Source organism: Mesorhizobium comanense (assembly GCF_005503535.1).
GTDB classification, from domain to species: Bacteria; Pseudomonadota; Alphaproteobacteria; order Rhizobiales; family Rhizobiaceae; genus Mesorhizobium; species Mesorhizobium comanense.
Genome location: NZ_SCNN01000001.1, coordinates 891276 through 906445, shown reverse-complemented (window position 1 = coordinate 906445; position 15170 = coordinate 891276). Strand labels below are relative to the sequence as shown.

General features: G+C 62.5%; 13 protein-coding genes. 2 read left to right on the top strand and 11 right to left on the bottom strand.

The window, feature by feature from the left end; translation table 11 throughout:
* Positions 1-26: 26 nt before the first annotated feature.
* Complete coding sequence (locus FFS37_RS04195; RefSeq protein ID WP_232375565.1) at positions 27-854, bottom strand: sugar phosphate isomerase/epimerase family protein; 828 nt, start codon at positions 852-854, stop codon at positions 27-29.
* A 332-nt stretch (positions 855-1186) separates the two neighbouring features.
* Here FFS37_RS04195 and FFS37_RS04190 point away from each other — a divergent pair, with 332 nt between their 5' ends.
* Both FFS37_RS04190 and FFS37_RS04185 read left to right on the top strand, forming a co-directional pair.
* Positions 1187-2554: an ROK family protein gene (locus tag FFS37_RS04190; protein WP_232375564.1), complete on the top strand. Its 1368-nt coding sequence runs from the start codon at positions 1187-1189 to the stop codon at positions 2552-2554.
* Between the two features lie 49 nt (positions 2555-2603).
* Positions 2604-3617, top strand: coding sequence for a substrate-binding domain-containing protein (locus FFS37_RS04185; RefSeq protein ID WP_137929654.1), 1014 nt, complete (start codon positions 2604-2606; stop codon positions 3615-3617).
* A gap of 226 nt (positions 3618-3843) precedes the next feature.
* Here the strand turns inward: FFS37_RS04185 and FFS37_RS04180 are convergent, their stop codons facing one another.
* The 10 genes from FFS37_RS04180 to FFS37_RS04135 form a co-directional block, all read right to left on the bottom strand.
* Entirely contained in the window at positions 3844-5331 is a 1488-nt protein-coding gene (locus FFS37_RS04180; protein WP_137929653.1) for an NAD-dependent succinate-semialdehyde dehydrogenase, read from the bottom strand.
* A 2-nt stretch (positions 5332-5333) separates the two neighbouring features.
* Complete coding sequence (locus FFS37_RS04175; RefSeq protein WP_137929652.1) at positions 5334-6158, bottom strand: HpcH/HpaI aldolase/citrate lyase family protein; 825 nt, start codon at positions 6156-6158, stop codon at positions 5334-5336.
* Between the two features lie 2 nt (positions 6159-6160).
* The gene (locus tag FFS37_RS04170; RefSeq protein WP_137929651.1) at positions 6161-7030 is read right to left on the bottom strand and encodes an FAS1-like dehydratase domain-containing protein; all 870 of its coding nucleotides are present in this window, start codon (positions 7028-7030) and stop codon (positions 6161-6163) included.
* An 11-nt stretch (positions 7031-7041) separates the two neighbouring features.
* Positions 7042-8199 (bottom strand): acyl-CoA dehydrogenase family protein, encoded by a 1158-nt coding sequence (locus tag FFS37_RS04165; protein ID WP_137929650.1) that lies wholly within the window; start codon positions 8197-8199, stop codon positions 7042-7044.
* The gene (locus FFS37_RS04160; protein ID WP_137929649.1) at positions 8199-9533 is read right to left on the bottom strand and encodes an MmgE/PrpD family protein; all 1335 of its coding nucleotides are present in this window, start codon (positions 9531-9533) and stop codon (positions 8199-8201) included. The genes FFS37_RS04165 and FFS37_RS04160 overlap by 1 nt, the downstream gene beginning before the upstream one ends.
* Positions 9530-10696, bottom strand: coding sequence for a CaiB/BaiF CoA transferase family protein (locus tag FFS37_RS04155; protein ID WP_137929648.1), 1167 nt, complete (start codon positions 10694-10696; stop codon positions 9530-9532). Before FFS37_RS04155 ends, FFS37_RS04160 begins: the two co-directional genes overlap by 4 nt.
* 117 nt (positions 10697-10813) lie before the next feature.
* Positions 10814-11776 carry a LysR family transcriptional regulator gene (locus FFS37_RS04150; RefSeq protein WP_171026155.1) on the bottom strand — a complete coding sequence of 321 codons (963 nt, stop codon included), beginning with the start codon at positions 11774-11776 and terminating at the stop codon, positions 10814-10816.
* A gap of 78 nt (positions 11777-11854) precedes the next feature.
* Positions 11855-12805, bottom strand: a complete 951-nt coding sequence (locus FFS37_RS04145) for a LysR family transcriptional regulator (protein ID WP_137929646.1) — start codon at positions 12803-12805, stop codon at positions 11855-11857.
* 9 nt (positions 12806-12814) lie between these two features.
* On the bottom strand, positions 12815-14692 hold the full coding sequence (locus tag FFS37_RS04140; RefSeq protein ID WP_137929645.1) for a hypothetical protein: 1878 nt from the start codon (positions 14690-14692) through the stop codon (positions 12815-12817).
* Positions 14689-15153: a hypothetical protein gene (locus tag FFS37_RS04135; RefSeq protein WP_137929644.1), complete on the bottom strand. Its 465-nt coding sequence runs from the start codon at positions 15151-15153 to the stop codon at positions 14689-14691. Before FFS37_RS04135 ends, FFS37_RS04140 begins: the two co-directional genes overlap by 4 nt.
* Positions 15154-15170 lie beyond the last annotated feature (17 nt).

Genomic DNA, 15170 nt, shown 5'->3' with positions numbered 1-15170 from the left:
TGAGGACGGGCGCAGTACCCGTCGGTTCAACTCTGTTTCAAAGCCTCTTTCAGATAATTCATGCTGAGTTCCGCTCCTCTCCTGGGGTCGGGCCAGGCATCGAGTTCGGTGGCAATCCAGCCGGAAAATCCGGTGTCCTTCAGTGCTTGGACGATCGGCGCCATGTCGAGATCGCCGCGATCGAGCGGCGTGAAGGCGAAGGGATCCTGCTGCCAGCCCTTCAGGTGCACGTAGCTGATACGCTTGCTGAATTCCCGGATCTGCGCGGCCGGATCACCGCCCGCGGCTGCCAGATGGGCGGTGTCCGGACAGAAATCGATCGCGGTATGCTTGAAAACCTCGCGAACGTCGTCGGGACCTTCGACGATGGTCGACAGATGTGGATGATAGTGCGCACGCAAGCCCGCCTTGGTTGCGATATCGATGACCTTGTCGAGTGCCGCGCCGAGGCGCTTGAAATCATCAGGCTGGCGGCCCTTGGCGCGCTTGGCACCGCCGCCGACGACCAGATGCTCGGCGCCGAGTTCGGCCGCAGCACCCGCCACGCGTTCGATGCGCGCCAACTCCTCGCCGAGGATATCGTCGAAGATGAAGTTTGCGCCGGAGTAGCCGGCGACGAGGGCGACGCCGGATTGGTTCAAGACAGCGCGCAGGTCGCCATGGCGTCCTTCATAGTCGAGAAGATTGCCGTCGAAGAGTTCGGTCCCGGCATATCCTGCCGCGCCGATGTCACGGATCGCCTGCTCCATGTCGCCGAAGGTGCGATAGGTGAGTTGGATGATGGAGGTGACGCCGACGGCATTGCCGCCGAGCGGACCCCAGCAATTGGCATGATAGGCCAGTTTCACCGGCATCTCGTATCCTCCCATGCATAGTCGGCGCGCGACCCCGCCCAGCGCGGATCGCGGCATTGTTGTTTGGCCGATGCTCGTGCGGCATCCGTCGCCTTCGCGAGGTCTGCCGCGCTTGGGCCCTCCTCCGAGCCTGCCGATACTTATGCGCTCCTTTCAGCTTTCGTCAATCATTAAAATGCAGAAGTTGGCATACTTTTGTTTGTAAAAAGCATAAGTTATCACTTGATCCGTAAATGAGGCCACGTTACCCATGGCAAAATGGGTGCGTTGAGCTGAGACGGCACGGAGATAACCCTGGCCTGGTCGACGTGGCGGCACCGCAGGATCGGCAGATGAGGCGCGGCAAGGATATGGGCGAGGACAGCACCGAGGTCGCCGCGCCACGTCGTGCCGCTGGCCGGCCGCGCGTCAGCGAATCCGCGCATGGCAGCCTGGCCGCGCTGCTCAACCTTGTGCGGACCGGCACAGCGACGACCCGCCAGGAGCTGGAGCACCAGTCCGAGCTTGGGCGCGCCGTCGTCACCGACCGCCTTGCCACGCTGCTTCGGCTCGGACTTATCGAAGAAGGCGAACTCGGCCCCGCCATCGGCGGACGCGCGCCCCGCCATGTCCGCTTCCGTCCACGCATGGGGATGATCCTTGCCGCCGTGCTCGATCATTCCTCGCTGGCGGTCGGCGTCTCGGACCTGTCGGGACGCCTGCTGGCCGAACATCACGAGGCCGTCGAACTCGGGGCAGGACCCGAGCCGGTGCTCCAGCGGCTGGCGACGCTGTTTGCCTGGATGCTGGAAGAACACGGCAGCGAGGCCAGCATCTGGGGGGTGGGGCTGGCGGTACCCGGAGCCGTCGAGAAGCCCGATGGCCAGCGGCTATTCGCGCCGGCGTTGAAAGCGTTCCAGAATTGGGATGGATTTCCCTTCGTCGAGCAGTTGGCCGCGCTTGTCGACGCGCCGGTCTGGGCGCGAAGCGGCGTTCAAACGATGACGATGGGTGAGTTGAAGTCTGGCAGCGGCGTCGGCCTGACCGACATGATCTTCGTCAAGCTCGGGCGCTCCATCAGTGCCGGCGTCGTCTCGGAAGGCGCGCTGCATCGTGGCGCCCAGGGTGCTGCCGGCATGATTGGCTACACCTTTATCGAGGGTGGAAATCTCGAGGCTGTCGCCGGCAGCGAGGTGCTGGAGCGCGAGGCCCGTCAGGCCGGAGAAAGCGGGCGCAGTCCCTACCTCGCCGAGGTGCTGGCGCGTGCCGGCGAGGTTGCGGTTACCGATGCCGGCCACGGTGCCCAGTTGGGCGACCCGTTTTGCATCGACCTTCTCGGGCGCTGCGGCCGCGCGGTCGGCGAAGTGCTGGCGCCCATGGCCAACCTGCTCAACCCATCGCTGATCGTGCTCGGCGGCAACGTCGCCGAGACCGGGGATATCCTGCTGGCAGCCGTGCGCGAGGCGGTCTATCGCCAGTCGCATCCGGTGGTTACGCGCGACCTGCGCATCGTGCGCTCGCAGATGGGCGGTTCGGCCGGACTGGTCGGCGCCGCGCAGGTCGTGACTGAGGCGCTGTTCGACCCGAGATTCCTGCAGGGATGGATTACCTTGGGCTCACCACGCGAGCATCCGGAATTCAAGGATTTTCTCGCACGGGCCGCGCTCGACATCAGCACCCGGCCGGCTAAACCCAGGCCACCGGGCGGGACGCTTGCATAGTATCGGCGGAATCGATCGAGCGCTGCTGGCGCCTGAGGAGGATTGAGCGATGGCAATCACCGGCCTTGGGCCGCATGGCGAACGAGCGGTTCCGGCCAACCAGGTCGGACTGTCGGATGCCGACGCCGATGCCGCCCGCAACCGGCACTTTTCGGTCGCCGTCGTTCTCCACACCACGATGAGCGACTGGGCCAAGGAGGAACTGGCCGGGATCGTCGCCACGCTTGGCCGCTATGGTGCGGCGGTCGTCGAGGTCATCGACTGCGCCTTCGACATCGACAGGCAGATTTCCGAATTGCAGCGCCTTGCCACCGAGCCGGTGGATGCCGTGGTTTCCATTCCGATCGGCAGCAGCCGGGCGGCCGCTGCTCATCGTGCGATACCGGCCGCCGGAAAGAAGCTTCTGCTGCTCGACAATGCTCCGACCGGCATGCTGCCCGGCAAGGACTATGTCAGCGTCATCTCCACCGACAATTTCGGCCTGGGGCAGATCGGGGCGGAGTTGCTGGCGCCTCATGTGGCTGAGGGCGGCAAGATCGGGGTCCTGGCCTATGGTGTGGATTTCTTCGCCACGCACGAGCGCGAAATCGCCTTCCGCAAGTGGATCGCTGCCCACAGGCCGGATCTCTCGCTTGTGCGCGGCAAGTTTGCCGACGTGTCGCAGGCGAAGGCTGCGACCGCTGGTCTGCTGCAGGCCAATCCCGATCTTGCGGGCCTGTTCGCTGTCTGGGACGTGCCGGCGACGGGCGCCGTCGCCGCGATCAGCGAGACGGGAAAGACGATCCCGGTGACGACCGTCGACCTCGGCAACGATGTCGCGGCCGATCTTGCCGGTGGCGGCCTGATCAGGGGCATTGCCGCGCAGTTGCCTTACGATCAGGGCGTTGCCGCCGGCATCGCCACCATTCTCGGTTTGCTCGAGCGCCAGCCGCCGCCCTGGATCGCGCTTCCCGGCCTCAGCGTTACTGCCACCAATGTGGTGGAAGCCTACCAGGTCGTATGGCGCGCACCGGCTCCCGCAGCCTTGCTCAGAGCTCGCAAGCCGCGAAAGAACACGCCTTAGCAGCAAAGACTGGCAGAATGCAGCTTGCCTGCGATGCGATCTCTACCCGCTGTGCCTAAAATTAGGGATGATGAACGCGACTATTACAGGCTTTGATATATCCGCAGGTACCCAGGAACTTCCGTGCAGCGAATGACGGAAATGGGCTGAGAGCGGAATGTCCACCAAGCTGCCCTCGCAGGTGGGCGAAATCCTCTTGCAATCCGCGCTCCTGCAGCCTTCCGACTCAATTGGCAAGCCCTCCAAAGCACAGGTATTTGAGTTCGAGGAAATCCTCGAGACCATATTTCGAGCCTTCGCGACCGAAGCCTGACTGCTTGATGCCGCCGAATGGCGCGACTTCGGTTGAAATCAGGCCGGTATTGATCCCGACCATGCCGTATTCGAGCGCCTCGGCCACGGCCCAAACCCGACCCATATCCTTGGCGTAGAAATACGCCGCGAGCCCGAATTCGGTGTCATTCGCCATCGCGATGACATCCTCGACCGTCTCGAAGCGGAACAACGGAGCCAAAGGACCGAAGGTCTCTTCACGGGCGACCGCCATCTTGGACGTCACGCCGGTCAGCACGGTCGGCCAAATGAAGTTGCCGCCCAACGGATGATCCGGACCGCCAGCGGCGATGCTGGCGCCCTGTGAGACGGCGTTTTCAATGTGGCGCCTGACCTTGGCCACGGCGCGATCGTCGACCAGCGGGCCGATCTCCGTCCCTTCGGCGAAGCCGTCGCCGACTTTGAAGGCTTTCACACGCCTGGCAAGCTTTTCGGCAAACGCGTCGTAAATACCGCTCTGCACATAGAGACGGTTGGCGCAGACGCAAGTCTGCCCGGCATTGCGATACTTTGAGACAATGGCGCCTTCGACGGCGGCATCAACGTCAGCGTCGTCAAACACGATGAATGGCGCGTTGCCGCCTAGCTCCATGCTGAGTTTCATGACCTGGGCCGACGCTTGCGCCATGAGGGTCCGGCCGACTTCGGTAGATCCGGTAAATGTCAGCTTGCGCACCTTCTCATTCTCGCACACCTCATCCCCGAAATCCGAGCTCTTGGTGATCGGAACGACGCTGAGGAGCCCGGCCGGAACCCCTGCCCTTTCGGCGAGCACGGCCAGCGCCAATGCAGACAACGGCGTCAGGGCGGCCGGCTTGAACACAATCGAGCAACCCACGGCCAGCGCAGGAGCGATCTTGCGCGCGACCATCGCCGACGGGAAATTCCAGGGCGTGACAGCGCCAACGACGCCAACCGGCTGCTTGATCACGACAATGCGTTTGTCGCGAGCATGGCCGGGAATGGTGTCTCCATAGACGCGTTTGGCTTCTTCGCCGAACCATTCGATGTAGGACGCTCCGTAGAGGATTTCGCCCTTAGCCTCCGCAAACGGCTTTCCCATCTCGGCGGTAAGGATCGTCGCCAAATCATCGATGTTCTCGATGGTCAGATCATACCAGCGCCGCAGGACGGCCGCACGTTCTTTGCCGGTGCGGGCAGCCCAGTCCTTCTGAGCGACATAGGCCAGGTCGATGGCTTTGGCGATCTCCGCCCGGGTGAAATCCGGCAGCGTTGCAAGAACTTCATTCGTCGACGGGTTGGTGACGTCGAAGGTGCGGCCGGACTGCGATCGGTCGAGCCAGTCCTGGCCGATCAATCCTGCCTCGCGGATTAGATCCTTGTCCTTGACCCTGCTGAGAAGTGTCGCTGATACGGCCATGGCTAAACACCTTTATTGGGCTGTTGACGGCCCCGCAGAAGCAGCGCACGGGCCTGGGCGATGATAGGAGCGTCGATCATTTTGCCGTCGACTAGGCGCGCCGCGCCGTCTTGGGAGGAGTCGACGACACGCTGTGCCCACGCGAGTTGCTCTTCACTGGGTTGGAACGCACCGGTGACGGAAGCGGTTTGGGAAGGATGAATACACAATTTTCCACCAGCGCCATGGCCAATCGCCTGCTGGCACTCGGACGCGAGGCTGGAGAGGTCTGACACCTCAAACGATGGGCCATCCAAGGGCAAAGCCTTGCCGGCAGCCCGGCTCGCCACGGCCAGCCGCATGAGGGCATGAGCTCTAAAAGCGTCCGACGCTGGCACACCAAGGTCCAACGCGAAGTCTGCGGGGCCAAACGCGAGCCTTACGACGCGAGCGTGTCCGGCCAAGGTCGCAGCGGATTCCAGTCCCCTCGCCGTTTCGATCAGCGCCAGAATTTCGACGTCCTCGCCCAGGACCTGGCCAATCCTGTCGAGTGTTGCGGCCGATTCCGCTTTAGGAAGGCAGATACGGCGCAGGCCAAGTTCCTTCATCGTCGAGAGGTCGGCATCGAACCAGACGCTGTCTTCGCTATTGACCCGCACAAAGGTAGGATTCTGCAGCGCCAGAGCGCCTGCGAGGTTCGCGCGCGCGGCGTCTTTGCCGGCAGGCGCAACAGCATCCTCAAGATCGATGATGATGGCGTCGGCCCCTGATCGGTCGGCCTTCTGAAAGCGCTCCGGGCGGTCGGCCGGGACGAAGAGGGGGGCGATGGCGACCAAGGCGTCAGACATGATTATTGGACCTCCCCCCGCTCGATTTCGGCTTCCATATGAACCGCACCGCCGGCGCCCTGTGTCCAAAGCCGCTGCCCATCAATCCCCGCCCTGAAGGTCAGTTCGTGACCTGCTATGGCAGCGGCAACCCCCCTGTAGCGAAACACCGATGGTATCGCGTTACCCTGGACTGTTGCGAGATTGAGCAAGACTGTTGCCTGCAAGGGGCCATGCACGACCAGACCGTCGTAGCCTTCGGCTTCGGTCGCGTAAGGGAGGTCGTAGTGGATGCGGTGGCCGTTGAACGTCAGTGCCGAGTAACGGAACAGCAGTGTCGTGGATGGAACAAGCGACCAAACCTCATTGGCCGGGCGGATCACGATCGGCTTTGCCTTTGCGGGATCACTGGGCGGTCGGGGGCCGGAGTCGGACGAGGCGGCTTCCCGGTAAACGATGTCCTGGCGCTCGGTCAGCGCAAGGCCTCTGTCGGTGTGATAGTCGTGGCCGACCACAACAAACCAGAGGTCGCCCGAGCGGCCTTGCTTGTGGGTAATGTCGCGGATCGTTGACACCCGACGGACGTTGTCGCCGATGTGGAAAGCGTCGAGGACCTGCAGTTCTCCTCCCGCCCACATGCGACGCGGCAGCGGGACCGGGGGTAAAGCCAGATTTTTGGCCGGATGACCGTCAGCTCCCAATTGGTCCATGCCGGCGATCGCCGGCGAGAGGCACCAGTGAATGCCCAAAGGTGCCCGATCAGGCGCTGCAGGCGCCAGATGCGGCTCGAAAATGGCCTTATAGCTCAGCACCAGCCGCTCGGACACGACATCGCAGCTCTCGCTCTGACGGCCGACCCATTCCGCAAACGGCTTCTGTTCTGGCGCGTCCACGTGCTGCCCCGTCAATAGGACCTTGGCATTCCGAGGATATGCTCGGAAAGGTAGGACAGGATGAGGTTGGTCGAGATCGGTGCCACCTGGTAAAGCCGGGTTTCACGGAACTTGCGCTCGACGTCGTATTCTTCGGCAAAGCCGAAACCGCCATGGGTCTGCACGCAGGCGTTTGCAGCCTCGTTTGACGCGTCCGCAGCCAGCATCTTGGCCATGTTGGCCTCCGCGCCGCAGTCCAGGCCCGCTTCATAAAGGCGGGTGGCTTCGCGGACCATCAGTTCGGCCGCACGCATGTTGGCGTAGGCCTTCGCGATGGGAAATTGAATGCCTTGGTTGGCGCCAATGGCACGGCCAAAGACGTTGCGTTCGCAGGCATAAGTCGAGGCCTTCTTGATCAACCATTTGGCGTCGCCCACGCACTCAGCTGCGATCAGAATCCGCTCGGCGTTCATGCCCGAAAGAATGTAACGGAAGCCCTTGCCTTCCTCGCCGACTAGATTCTCGGCCGGAACTTTGACGTTGTCGAAAAACACCTCGGTTGTGGCGTGGTTCATCATCGTCCGGATCGGACGGATGGTGAGCCCCTGCTTAAGCGCCTCACGCATGTCGAGGATGAAGACCGAAAGTCCTTCGGTGCGCTTCGCGACCTGGTCTTTGGGCGTGGTGCGCGCCAGCAGCAGCATGAGGTCCGAGTACTCGGCCCGGCTGGTCCAGATCTTTTGCCCGTTGACGACGTAATGATCGCCGTCTTTGCGCGCAAAGGTGCGGATCGATGTCGTGTCGGTGCCGCTGGTCGGCTCGGTCACGCCAAACGCCTGCAGCCGCAATTCGCCGGAGGCAATCTTCGGAAGGTACATCTCCTTCTGTGAGGCGTTGCCGTGCCTCAAAACCGTCCCCATGACATACATCTGCGCATGGCATGCCGCACCGTTGCAGCCAGCCCGCTGGATCTCCTCAAGCACTGCGGCGGCGGCCGACAGCGTCAGGCCTGATCCGCCGTACTCTTCCGGAATCAGGGTCGCGAGGTAGCCTGCTTCGGTCAGGGCGTTGACGAAATCGACGGGATAAGACCTGTCCGCATCCATTTTGCGCCAGTATTCGCCTGGAAACTGTTCGCAAAGCCGGCGCACCGCTTCGCGGATGTCGTCATGGTCGAAGTCTTTGAACATCAGGCGCTCCGCGCGGCACGGACCTGAGGACGCGCATCCCCTGTGTCTTCAAACAGGTTCAGCGCGCGCACCGGGCGGTTGTCAGTCAGGCCAAGGATCGCGCTGATCAAGGCGTCGGCACGGGCGCCCGAACAGCCTCCGGCGACGAGTTGCGTGTGGGCCTTCTCAGTGAGCTCGGCCGCCGTCACCGGGTTGTCTGGATCGCCCTTGGCGTCATGGCGAGACGCCGAAAGGCGCCGGCCGGAGACCGTCTCGACCTGAATTTCGGCACCCCATGACTCGGGGTAAGCTGCCTCAATCCCAGGCGCGAGGTCAACGTCGACCTTCTGACGCTCGCCCACCATGCGCTGGCGTGCATCAGAATCGAAGCTGGCCTGGTCGACCCGGCCATCTGCTAGGGCGATGGCGACGGTATGTTGCAGCGAGAACTTGGCGCTATAGGGATCCTCCGGCGACGGCCGGTCACACACATCGAGGGCAGCGCGATAGGCCCCAACAAGGACCCGGGCGATGGGTTCGCCGGCGATCTCGTGGTGGAGGGCGATCGCGCCATCGATGGCGGGGTGCGTATGCCGGCAACAAGGCCAAGGCTTGATCGACGTATTGATCAGTTGCCACGGACGCTCGGACCCTGCGGTCACAGCCTCGGGGATCGGGTCGGGGCAGAGGCCCGCGTAGAAACCCTTGTCGCCTTCCAGGATGTTTTCCGCGCCAGTGAAGCCCTCTCTGGCCAGGAAAGACGCAAGGACGCCGGACTCGGCCGCCCTGGCCGTGTGAAGATGCTTGCTCATGGCACCTTCGGCCAAAAACTCCCACAGCCCCGACGACTGCGTGCCCGCATTGCCCAGCGCCCATACCGTCTTGTCGTCATCAAGGCCGATGAGTTCCGCAACGGCCATTGCCGATCCGAACGGCCCGCAGGTTGAGGTGTTGTGCCAGACCCGGTAATGCTTTTTGCCGACGGAATTGCCGATGCGGCAGCAGGCCTCATAGCCCGCAAGCACCGCTTTCAAGAAGGCCTCGCCACCGAGGTCCTGGTCGTGTGCCACCGCCCATGCGGCCGGGATCACGACGCTGCCCGGATGGGTCACCGAATCCCGATGCAGATCATCCATTTCCAGGATATGCGACAGCCCACCCAGATAGAACGCCTTGCGCGCGGTGTCCGCGCGCTCCGGTGGCGCCACGGCTTTGAGCATGCGCGCCGGCGCCGTAGGCAAAGCGCCCAGGGCGCAGCCAAGCGTGTCCAGCACGAACAGCGACGCCCATTTGAGGTCACTGTCGGTCACCGGCTTTTCCCGGATCAGCCGTGTCAGGTCGCGGGTCAAACTCATAGCACTGCATTTCCTATCCGTTGGGTACCTGCACGATCCCTGGGACTGAATTCCTGCCTCAGGTCCAAATCATGCTCGCCAAGTGTCGGCACCCTGCCAAGGACCGGGCGCTGACCGTTCACGGTGACTGGCGGGGCAAAGAGCTCGACGGGCCCCACAGCCGTCTCGACCATCACCTTCGTCGCACTGCGATGCGTGGCGAGATCTGCCATGGTGGAAACGCGCCCATAGGCGATGCGGACCCGATCGAGCAGTTCGCATAATGTCGCCATCGTGTAGCTGGCGAGAATCTCCTGCACGCAGGCGTCGAGCGGCTCGCGATTCTTGATGCGTAAGACGTTGCGCTCAAACCTCGGGTCGGAGGCGATCGCTGACTGGCGAAGGACGCTGTCGCAGAAGACCACCCATTCGCGTTCGTTCTGGACCGCGATCAAAATCTCGCCGTCACTGATCTTAAACAGGCCGTACGGTGCAATCGAGGTATGGGCCAGCCCAAGCCGGCGCGGCTCCATGCCACCGTAGTGTCGCGTCAGGTACGGCACGTTCATGTACTCGGCCAGCGTGTCGAACAGCGAAATCTGCAGATGGGCGCCTTCGCCGGTACGACTGCGCATGATCAGCGCCTCAAGAATAGCCGCATAAGCCCCCTGCCCTGTTGAGATATCGGAGATCGATATGCCGACCCGGGTCGGTCCGGACGTCGCTGACCCGGTGACTCCCGCCAGACCCGCTTCGGCCTGGATCAGCAGATCGTAGGCCTTTCGATGATGGTCAGGCGTTCCCGGCGCATAGCCGGCGATGTCACAGACAATCAGCCTGGGATATCGGCGTCGAAGATCGGCGCTGCCGATGCCCAGCCGGTCGGTTGCACCGGGCGCAAGGTTCTGGACGAACACATCGGCGGTGGACAGCATGGATTCGACCAATGCAAGGTCATTCGGCTGCTTCAAGTCGACGGTGCAGGACTGCTTGCCGCGGTTGTTCCAAATAAAATAGCTCGAAAGGCCATGGACGTAGTCGTCATAGCCGCGCGCAAAATCGCCTTCCGGCCGCTCCAGTTTAATGACGCGCGCGCCAGCGTCGGCGAGCCGGGACGTCGCGACCGGCGCGGCGACGGCTTGCTCCAGTGAAATGACGGTCGTTCCCTCCAGCGCGCCTGGCATGGCTCGCTCCTTATGCTGCTTTTGGGATACCTTCGCACCGGAAGGGGTGCCTCCGTCAAATAGCGTTTTGTAATGGGAGGTATAGCGAAACGGTACACTCGCCGTGGCAAGTAAGGCTTAGCCGAAAAGATCCGGGCGCTGCGTTTCGTCGGTCAGGTCCGCACTCCACACCTGGTCGCGCACCAGCTGCCGGAGGATTTCCCACGAGAGCTGTCCGACGGCCCGTGGCGCTGTCTGCAAAGGCCGCTCGGTGGAATAGGCAAGATAGACTTTCCGGGTGATGGCCGGGGTTTTGAAACTCCAAGCCCGGAACAGCCCGGCCTGCGATTCCGTGTTGATCGCCATTCTTGGCAGGATGCCGTAGCCGATGCCACGGGTCACCAGCCGTTTGATCTGAGTATAGGAATCGATCTCAATGGCTGGATTGATCACGGCCTGCACGGAGATGGCCACCGCGTCGATCAACTCTCTCAGCCCATGTCCGGGCCCTGGAACGACCAGCGGCAGACTGGCGACGTCGCGCAGTTCTACCGACGAGCCAGGGAAGGCATCAATGCCCGGCATCGCCGTGCTGGCAAAGAGACAGATTTCCTCAGACAGGCCGTGATGCACCGCCAACCCTCGCGGATCCGATGTGGCGTAGATCATTGCCAGGTCGACTTCGCCACGTTTGAGCCATTCGAGAATGTAGCCGCTCATCGCTTCGACGATGCGAATACGCACCTCGGGAAACCGCTCGCGGGCTGCCTCGATAAGCGGTGCAGCCATCAGCTCGCTGACGGTGCCGGGCAACCCGAACCGGACCTCGCCACGAGGGGCGATCGCCGCTCCCCTGACGCTGTCGGTTATTTCTGCAAACTCGGCAAGAATGCGCTTCGCGTGAACCATGAGACGCGTGCCGGCTTCGGTTGTGCTAACACCATGCGGACCGCGATGCAGCAGCGCCAAGCCGAGCTCTTCCTCCATGTGCCGCACATGCTGGCTCAGCGCTGGCTGCGCCACGTGCAGTTGAGTGGCGGCCTTTGAGAAGGATCCGCTTTCAACGACCTTGGAGAAGTATTTAAGCTGACGGAGGTCCAATCCGGCTCCCTGCATTGGAATGGAAGGCTACCGTATAACATTTTGTTATTGAGGCAATGCCTCGATCGCCAACTTATTCTAACTCTGGGCCGAGGACGTGACGCGCGCGCTTCCAAGGGATTTCTTCAGCCGCTGCGCCAGCCGGCAAACTTCGTCGATCAGGACGGGGAGCAGGTCATGCTGTGAAAGCCTGTCCTGCGGCCGGACCACCGCAATGGTACGCGTCATGTCCCGATCGGCGATCGGAGCGGCACTCAACATGTTTTGAGCCAGCTCGCGGGCCACGCTGGAGTGAGGCAGGATGGTTGCGTACTGCGTGGATTTGTCCCCGATGACAGCTTTGACCGCGCCGAGGGAATCGAGCTCCAGCTCTGGCTTGAGCGGGATATTCCTGACGCGGTAGACCCGGTCGATTATCCGCCTCAACTCGTGGATTTCGCTGGGAAGGATGAGCTTAAGTTTACTGATGTCGATGAGCTGGCGTGGGGCTTCGAGCTTGGCACTCGAATACGAGGTGACCAGCACGAGCCGCTCGGAAAACAGATCCAGAATATCAAGCCCCTCTGATGAGGTCGGCCGATACGTGAGCGCCGCGTCAAGCCTTCCGCCGCGCATCAGGCTGGCAAGGTCACCGCTGTAAGCTTCGACCACATTCAGGGTCACGCCTTGATACTGAGACCCGACAAAGGCACGGATGTGTTCAAGAAACAGCGACGCTATGGTCGGGCAGATGCCAAGCGATATCTCGCCTCTCATTCCATTCGAGCGTTGACGCATCTCCCGGACCGCGTCGTCCAAGCCGTCAATGTGCATGCGCGACTGGCCGAGAAGAAACCGCCCTTCGGCGGTGGGCTCGGCGCCACGACCGCTGCGGGTGATCAAGGCTATTCCGACTTCCTTTTCAAGCAGCTTGATCTGGCGGGTGAGCGATGGCTGCGCCACGCCAATCGATTGAGACGCCCGGGAAAACCCGCCATGCTCGCAGACCGCTATGAAATACCGCAAGCGCCTGAGATCGATGCCGTCCACATGAGCCCCCTAGCGGCCGGTCACTCGGTTGAGGAGCCGAGCGATCCAGGGTGTGGTGATGGGCTCAAACAGGGGATTTGGGTCTGGCACGAGCTTGATCCTGCAGCGCGGCAGATCATCGATGACGGACAACCGCCCCCGGTAGGCCAGCCACCAGACTATGAAGATGCCCACGAACCAGAACAGGACCTGCCAGATCAGGAGGGACGGCACGCCTGGCGCCACGACGGTGCCGGCAAAGATGGGCTCGCTGAAAAATGTGTTGCCAAGGATCGCGCCAGGCCCAAGGGCGAAGAAAGCCCACAGCAAGGTCAGTGACCATTTCGCGGTTGTCGCGGCGGGGCTGCCGAGCCGGGCCGGCTCGCTTTCCTCAAACGCTTCGTGCAGGCGGTCCCGGCGATCCCTTCCCGCATCGCTTCGCGTAAACAGGGACACCAACAGACAGGCTGCAAAGTTCGCAATCAGCCCCCATCCGGCCGAGTGCATCGACAGGGGCCAGCGACCCCACGGCAGCTCGACGAACAGCCGCTCGAACAGGATCAGGCCAAAGCTCTCGGTAAACACTACGAAGAGAGTTCCAACGATGAGGCCGGTGAGCACGCCGCTGCGACTGATCCACCGCACCCAGCAGAGGCCCAAAACAGCCGGCAGGAGCTGGACCGAGAGGCTGAGCGTAAGGGACGAAAAGATCGTCGCGCTCAGCGGCGCGTAACTCGCGATCACAGCGACAGCTGCATAGACAGCAGCCAGAGCCACACGAGCCGCAAACCTTATCGTACGCGGGTCCATGCCCGGCACAAGATAACGGGAGGTGAGCTCGATCGTGCAGACGCAGGCGCCTGACCCGGCGAAAAAAGCAATGGCAATAAGAGCTGATCCCACCAACAGCACGGCAAAGCCGACACCGGCCATCTGATCAATTGTGGCCAGCCGTGACATGAAGGCGGTCAAGGATTCACCGGAAGCGATCTCTGCGGCAAGAACCGGCCCGACGAGCATGAGCGCGCCGGCCGTGACGCCTGCAATCATCCACACCTGGCTGAAGGCAAAGGCGCGATGCGGTTTGCTGGTGATGCCGAGGAAGCTGAAGCCCGGACTGATGGCGATCCCTGCCAGTGACAGCGCGAAGGTCAAGCCCGCAAAGGCCGTCCAGATGCCTCCAATCGGCGGTGCCTTGCCGATCCCAGCCGTGAACTGGATGACCCCCGGAATCTTGTCCGGGAGGATGCCGGCGCTTGTCCAAATACCACCAGCTGCGAATGCCAGTTTCTCAACCGTGAAGCCTGTGAAACCGCCGAAAAACATGACCAGGACGATCACCAGCAGGGATTGGGCTGCAACGACATAGGCAATGCCGCGCCAGCCGCCGATGACGCTCGACACGAAGAGAGCGAAAGCGATCGCCCAGATCGCCAGTCCGGGCGGAACATCGGCACCGCTTGCGGCGCCTACAAGTGCGCCCGCCTGAGCCAGACACATGGCTGCAAAGGGAATGCTGAAGAGAAACAACACCACGAGCATGAAAATGCGAAGGGTCGTGCTGCCGAAATAGTCGCCGAGCAGGTCACCAAGGGTTCGCAGGTCCGTCAGCCGGGCCGCGAGCCAAATCCGCTTCTGCGTCAGAGCGGCGCACAGGGCGACCACGATCAAGCCGACCGCGACCTGATTGTACTGCAGGCCGAACGTGGCCAGCAGCGCGAGATGGTCAGCAAGGCCAAGGCTGGCCAGTGCAATCCCGGCGCCCGCGAAAATCACCACCCAGGGGGGCAGAGCCTGGCCGCCGTCCACGAAGTCCGACGCCTGCTGCGCTTGGCGACCGCTGATGGTGGCCAGATAGAGACCAAAAACCGCAATGATGCCGAGCGTGGAAACCAGCAGCGGGGTCATTCGCGAGCTCCCGTCGAACGGCTTCGATCGCGTTCCCCCGAACGGAAGTCGCGGATCGCATCGAACCCTTCGAACGCCTGACGCGCCCCGAAGCGGGTAATCAGGTAGAAAATCACGACGGCTCCCGTGACGATAAAGCCGACGCTCAGGGGCATGAAGTTATGCGCCGCAAAGGGCGCGCTGACGAGCGACGTCATCACGAATGCGATGAGCCCGGCCCCGTAGATAATCAGCCCCAAACCCAGTTCGCGCGGCGAGAACCCTGTCGCGTAGACCGCATTGACAATCACATGGGCCACAAACCCCGTGAGAACGGCGGCAAACCCGCAGAACAGGTAAGGTGCGCCACCCTGCCCGAACCCGTAGTCAAACAGGATTGCAGCCGGTAGGGCTGCCGCCAACCAGCACGCCATGACCAAGGCGTGGCGGTCCAGCGCGTCATTTTTGCCAAGCGGGGTCATGACAAGCACTCGCTACC

What these genes read in the sequence shown, in the direction of transcription:
- FFS37_RS04195 (WP_232375565.1), bottom strand. Translation starts at nt 854, where the DNA reads ATGCCGGTGAAACTGGCCTATCATGCCAATTGCTGGGGTCCGCTCGGC.
- FFS37_RS04190 (WP_232375564.1), top strand. Translation starts at nt 1,187, where the DNA reads ATGAGGCGCGGCAAGGATATGGGCGAGGACAGCACCGAGGTCGCCGCG.
- FFS37_RS04185 (WP_137929654.1), top strand. Translation starts at nt 2,604, where the DNA reads ATGGCAATCACCGGCCTTGGGCCGCATGGCGAACGAGCGGTTCCGGCC.
- FFS37_RS04180 (WP_137929653.1), bottom strand. Translation starts at nt 5,331, where the DNA reads ATGGCCGTATCAGCGACACTTCTCAGCAGGGTCAAGGACAAGGATCTA.
- FFS37_RS04175 (WP_137929652.1), bottom strand. Translation starts at nt 6,158, where the DNA reads ATGTCTGACGCCTTGGTCGCCATCGCCCCCCTCTTCGTCCCGGCCGAC.
- FFS37_RS04165 (WP_137929650.1), bottom strand. Translation starts at nt 8,199, where the DNA reads ATGTTCAAAGACTTCGACCATGACGACATCCGCGAAGCGGTGCGCCGG.
- FFS37_RS04160 (WP_137929649.1), bottom strand. Translation starts at nt 9,533, where the DNA reads ATGAGTTTGACCCGCGACCTGACACGGCTGATCCGGGAAAAGCCGGTG.
- FFS37_RS04155 (WP_137929648.1), bottom strand. Translation starts at nt 10,696, where the DNA reads ATGCCAGGCGCGCTGGAGGGAACGACCGTCATTTCACTGGAGCAAGCC.
- FFS37_RS04140 (WP_137929645.1), bottom strand. Translation starts at nt 14,692, where the DNA reads ATGACCCCGCTGCTGGTTTCCACGCTCGGCATCATTGCGGTTTTTGGT.
- FFS37_RS04135 (WP_137929644.1), bottom strand. Translation starts at nt 15,153, where the DNA reads ATGACCCCGCTTGGCAAAAATGACGCGCTGGACCGCCACGCCTTGGTC.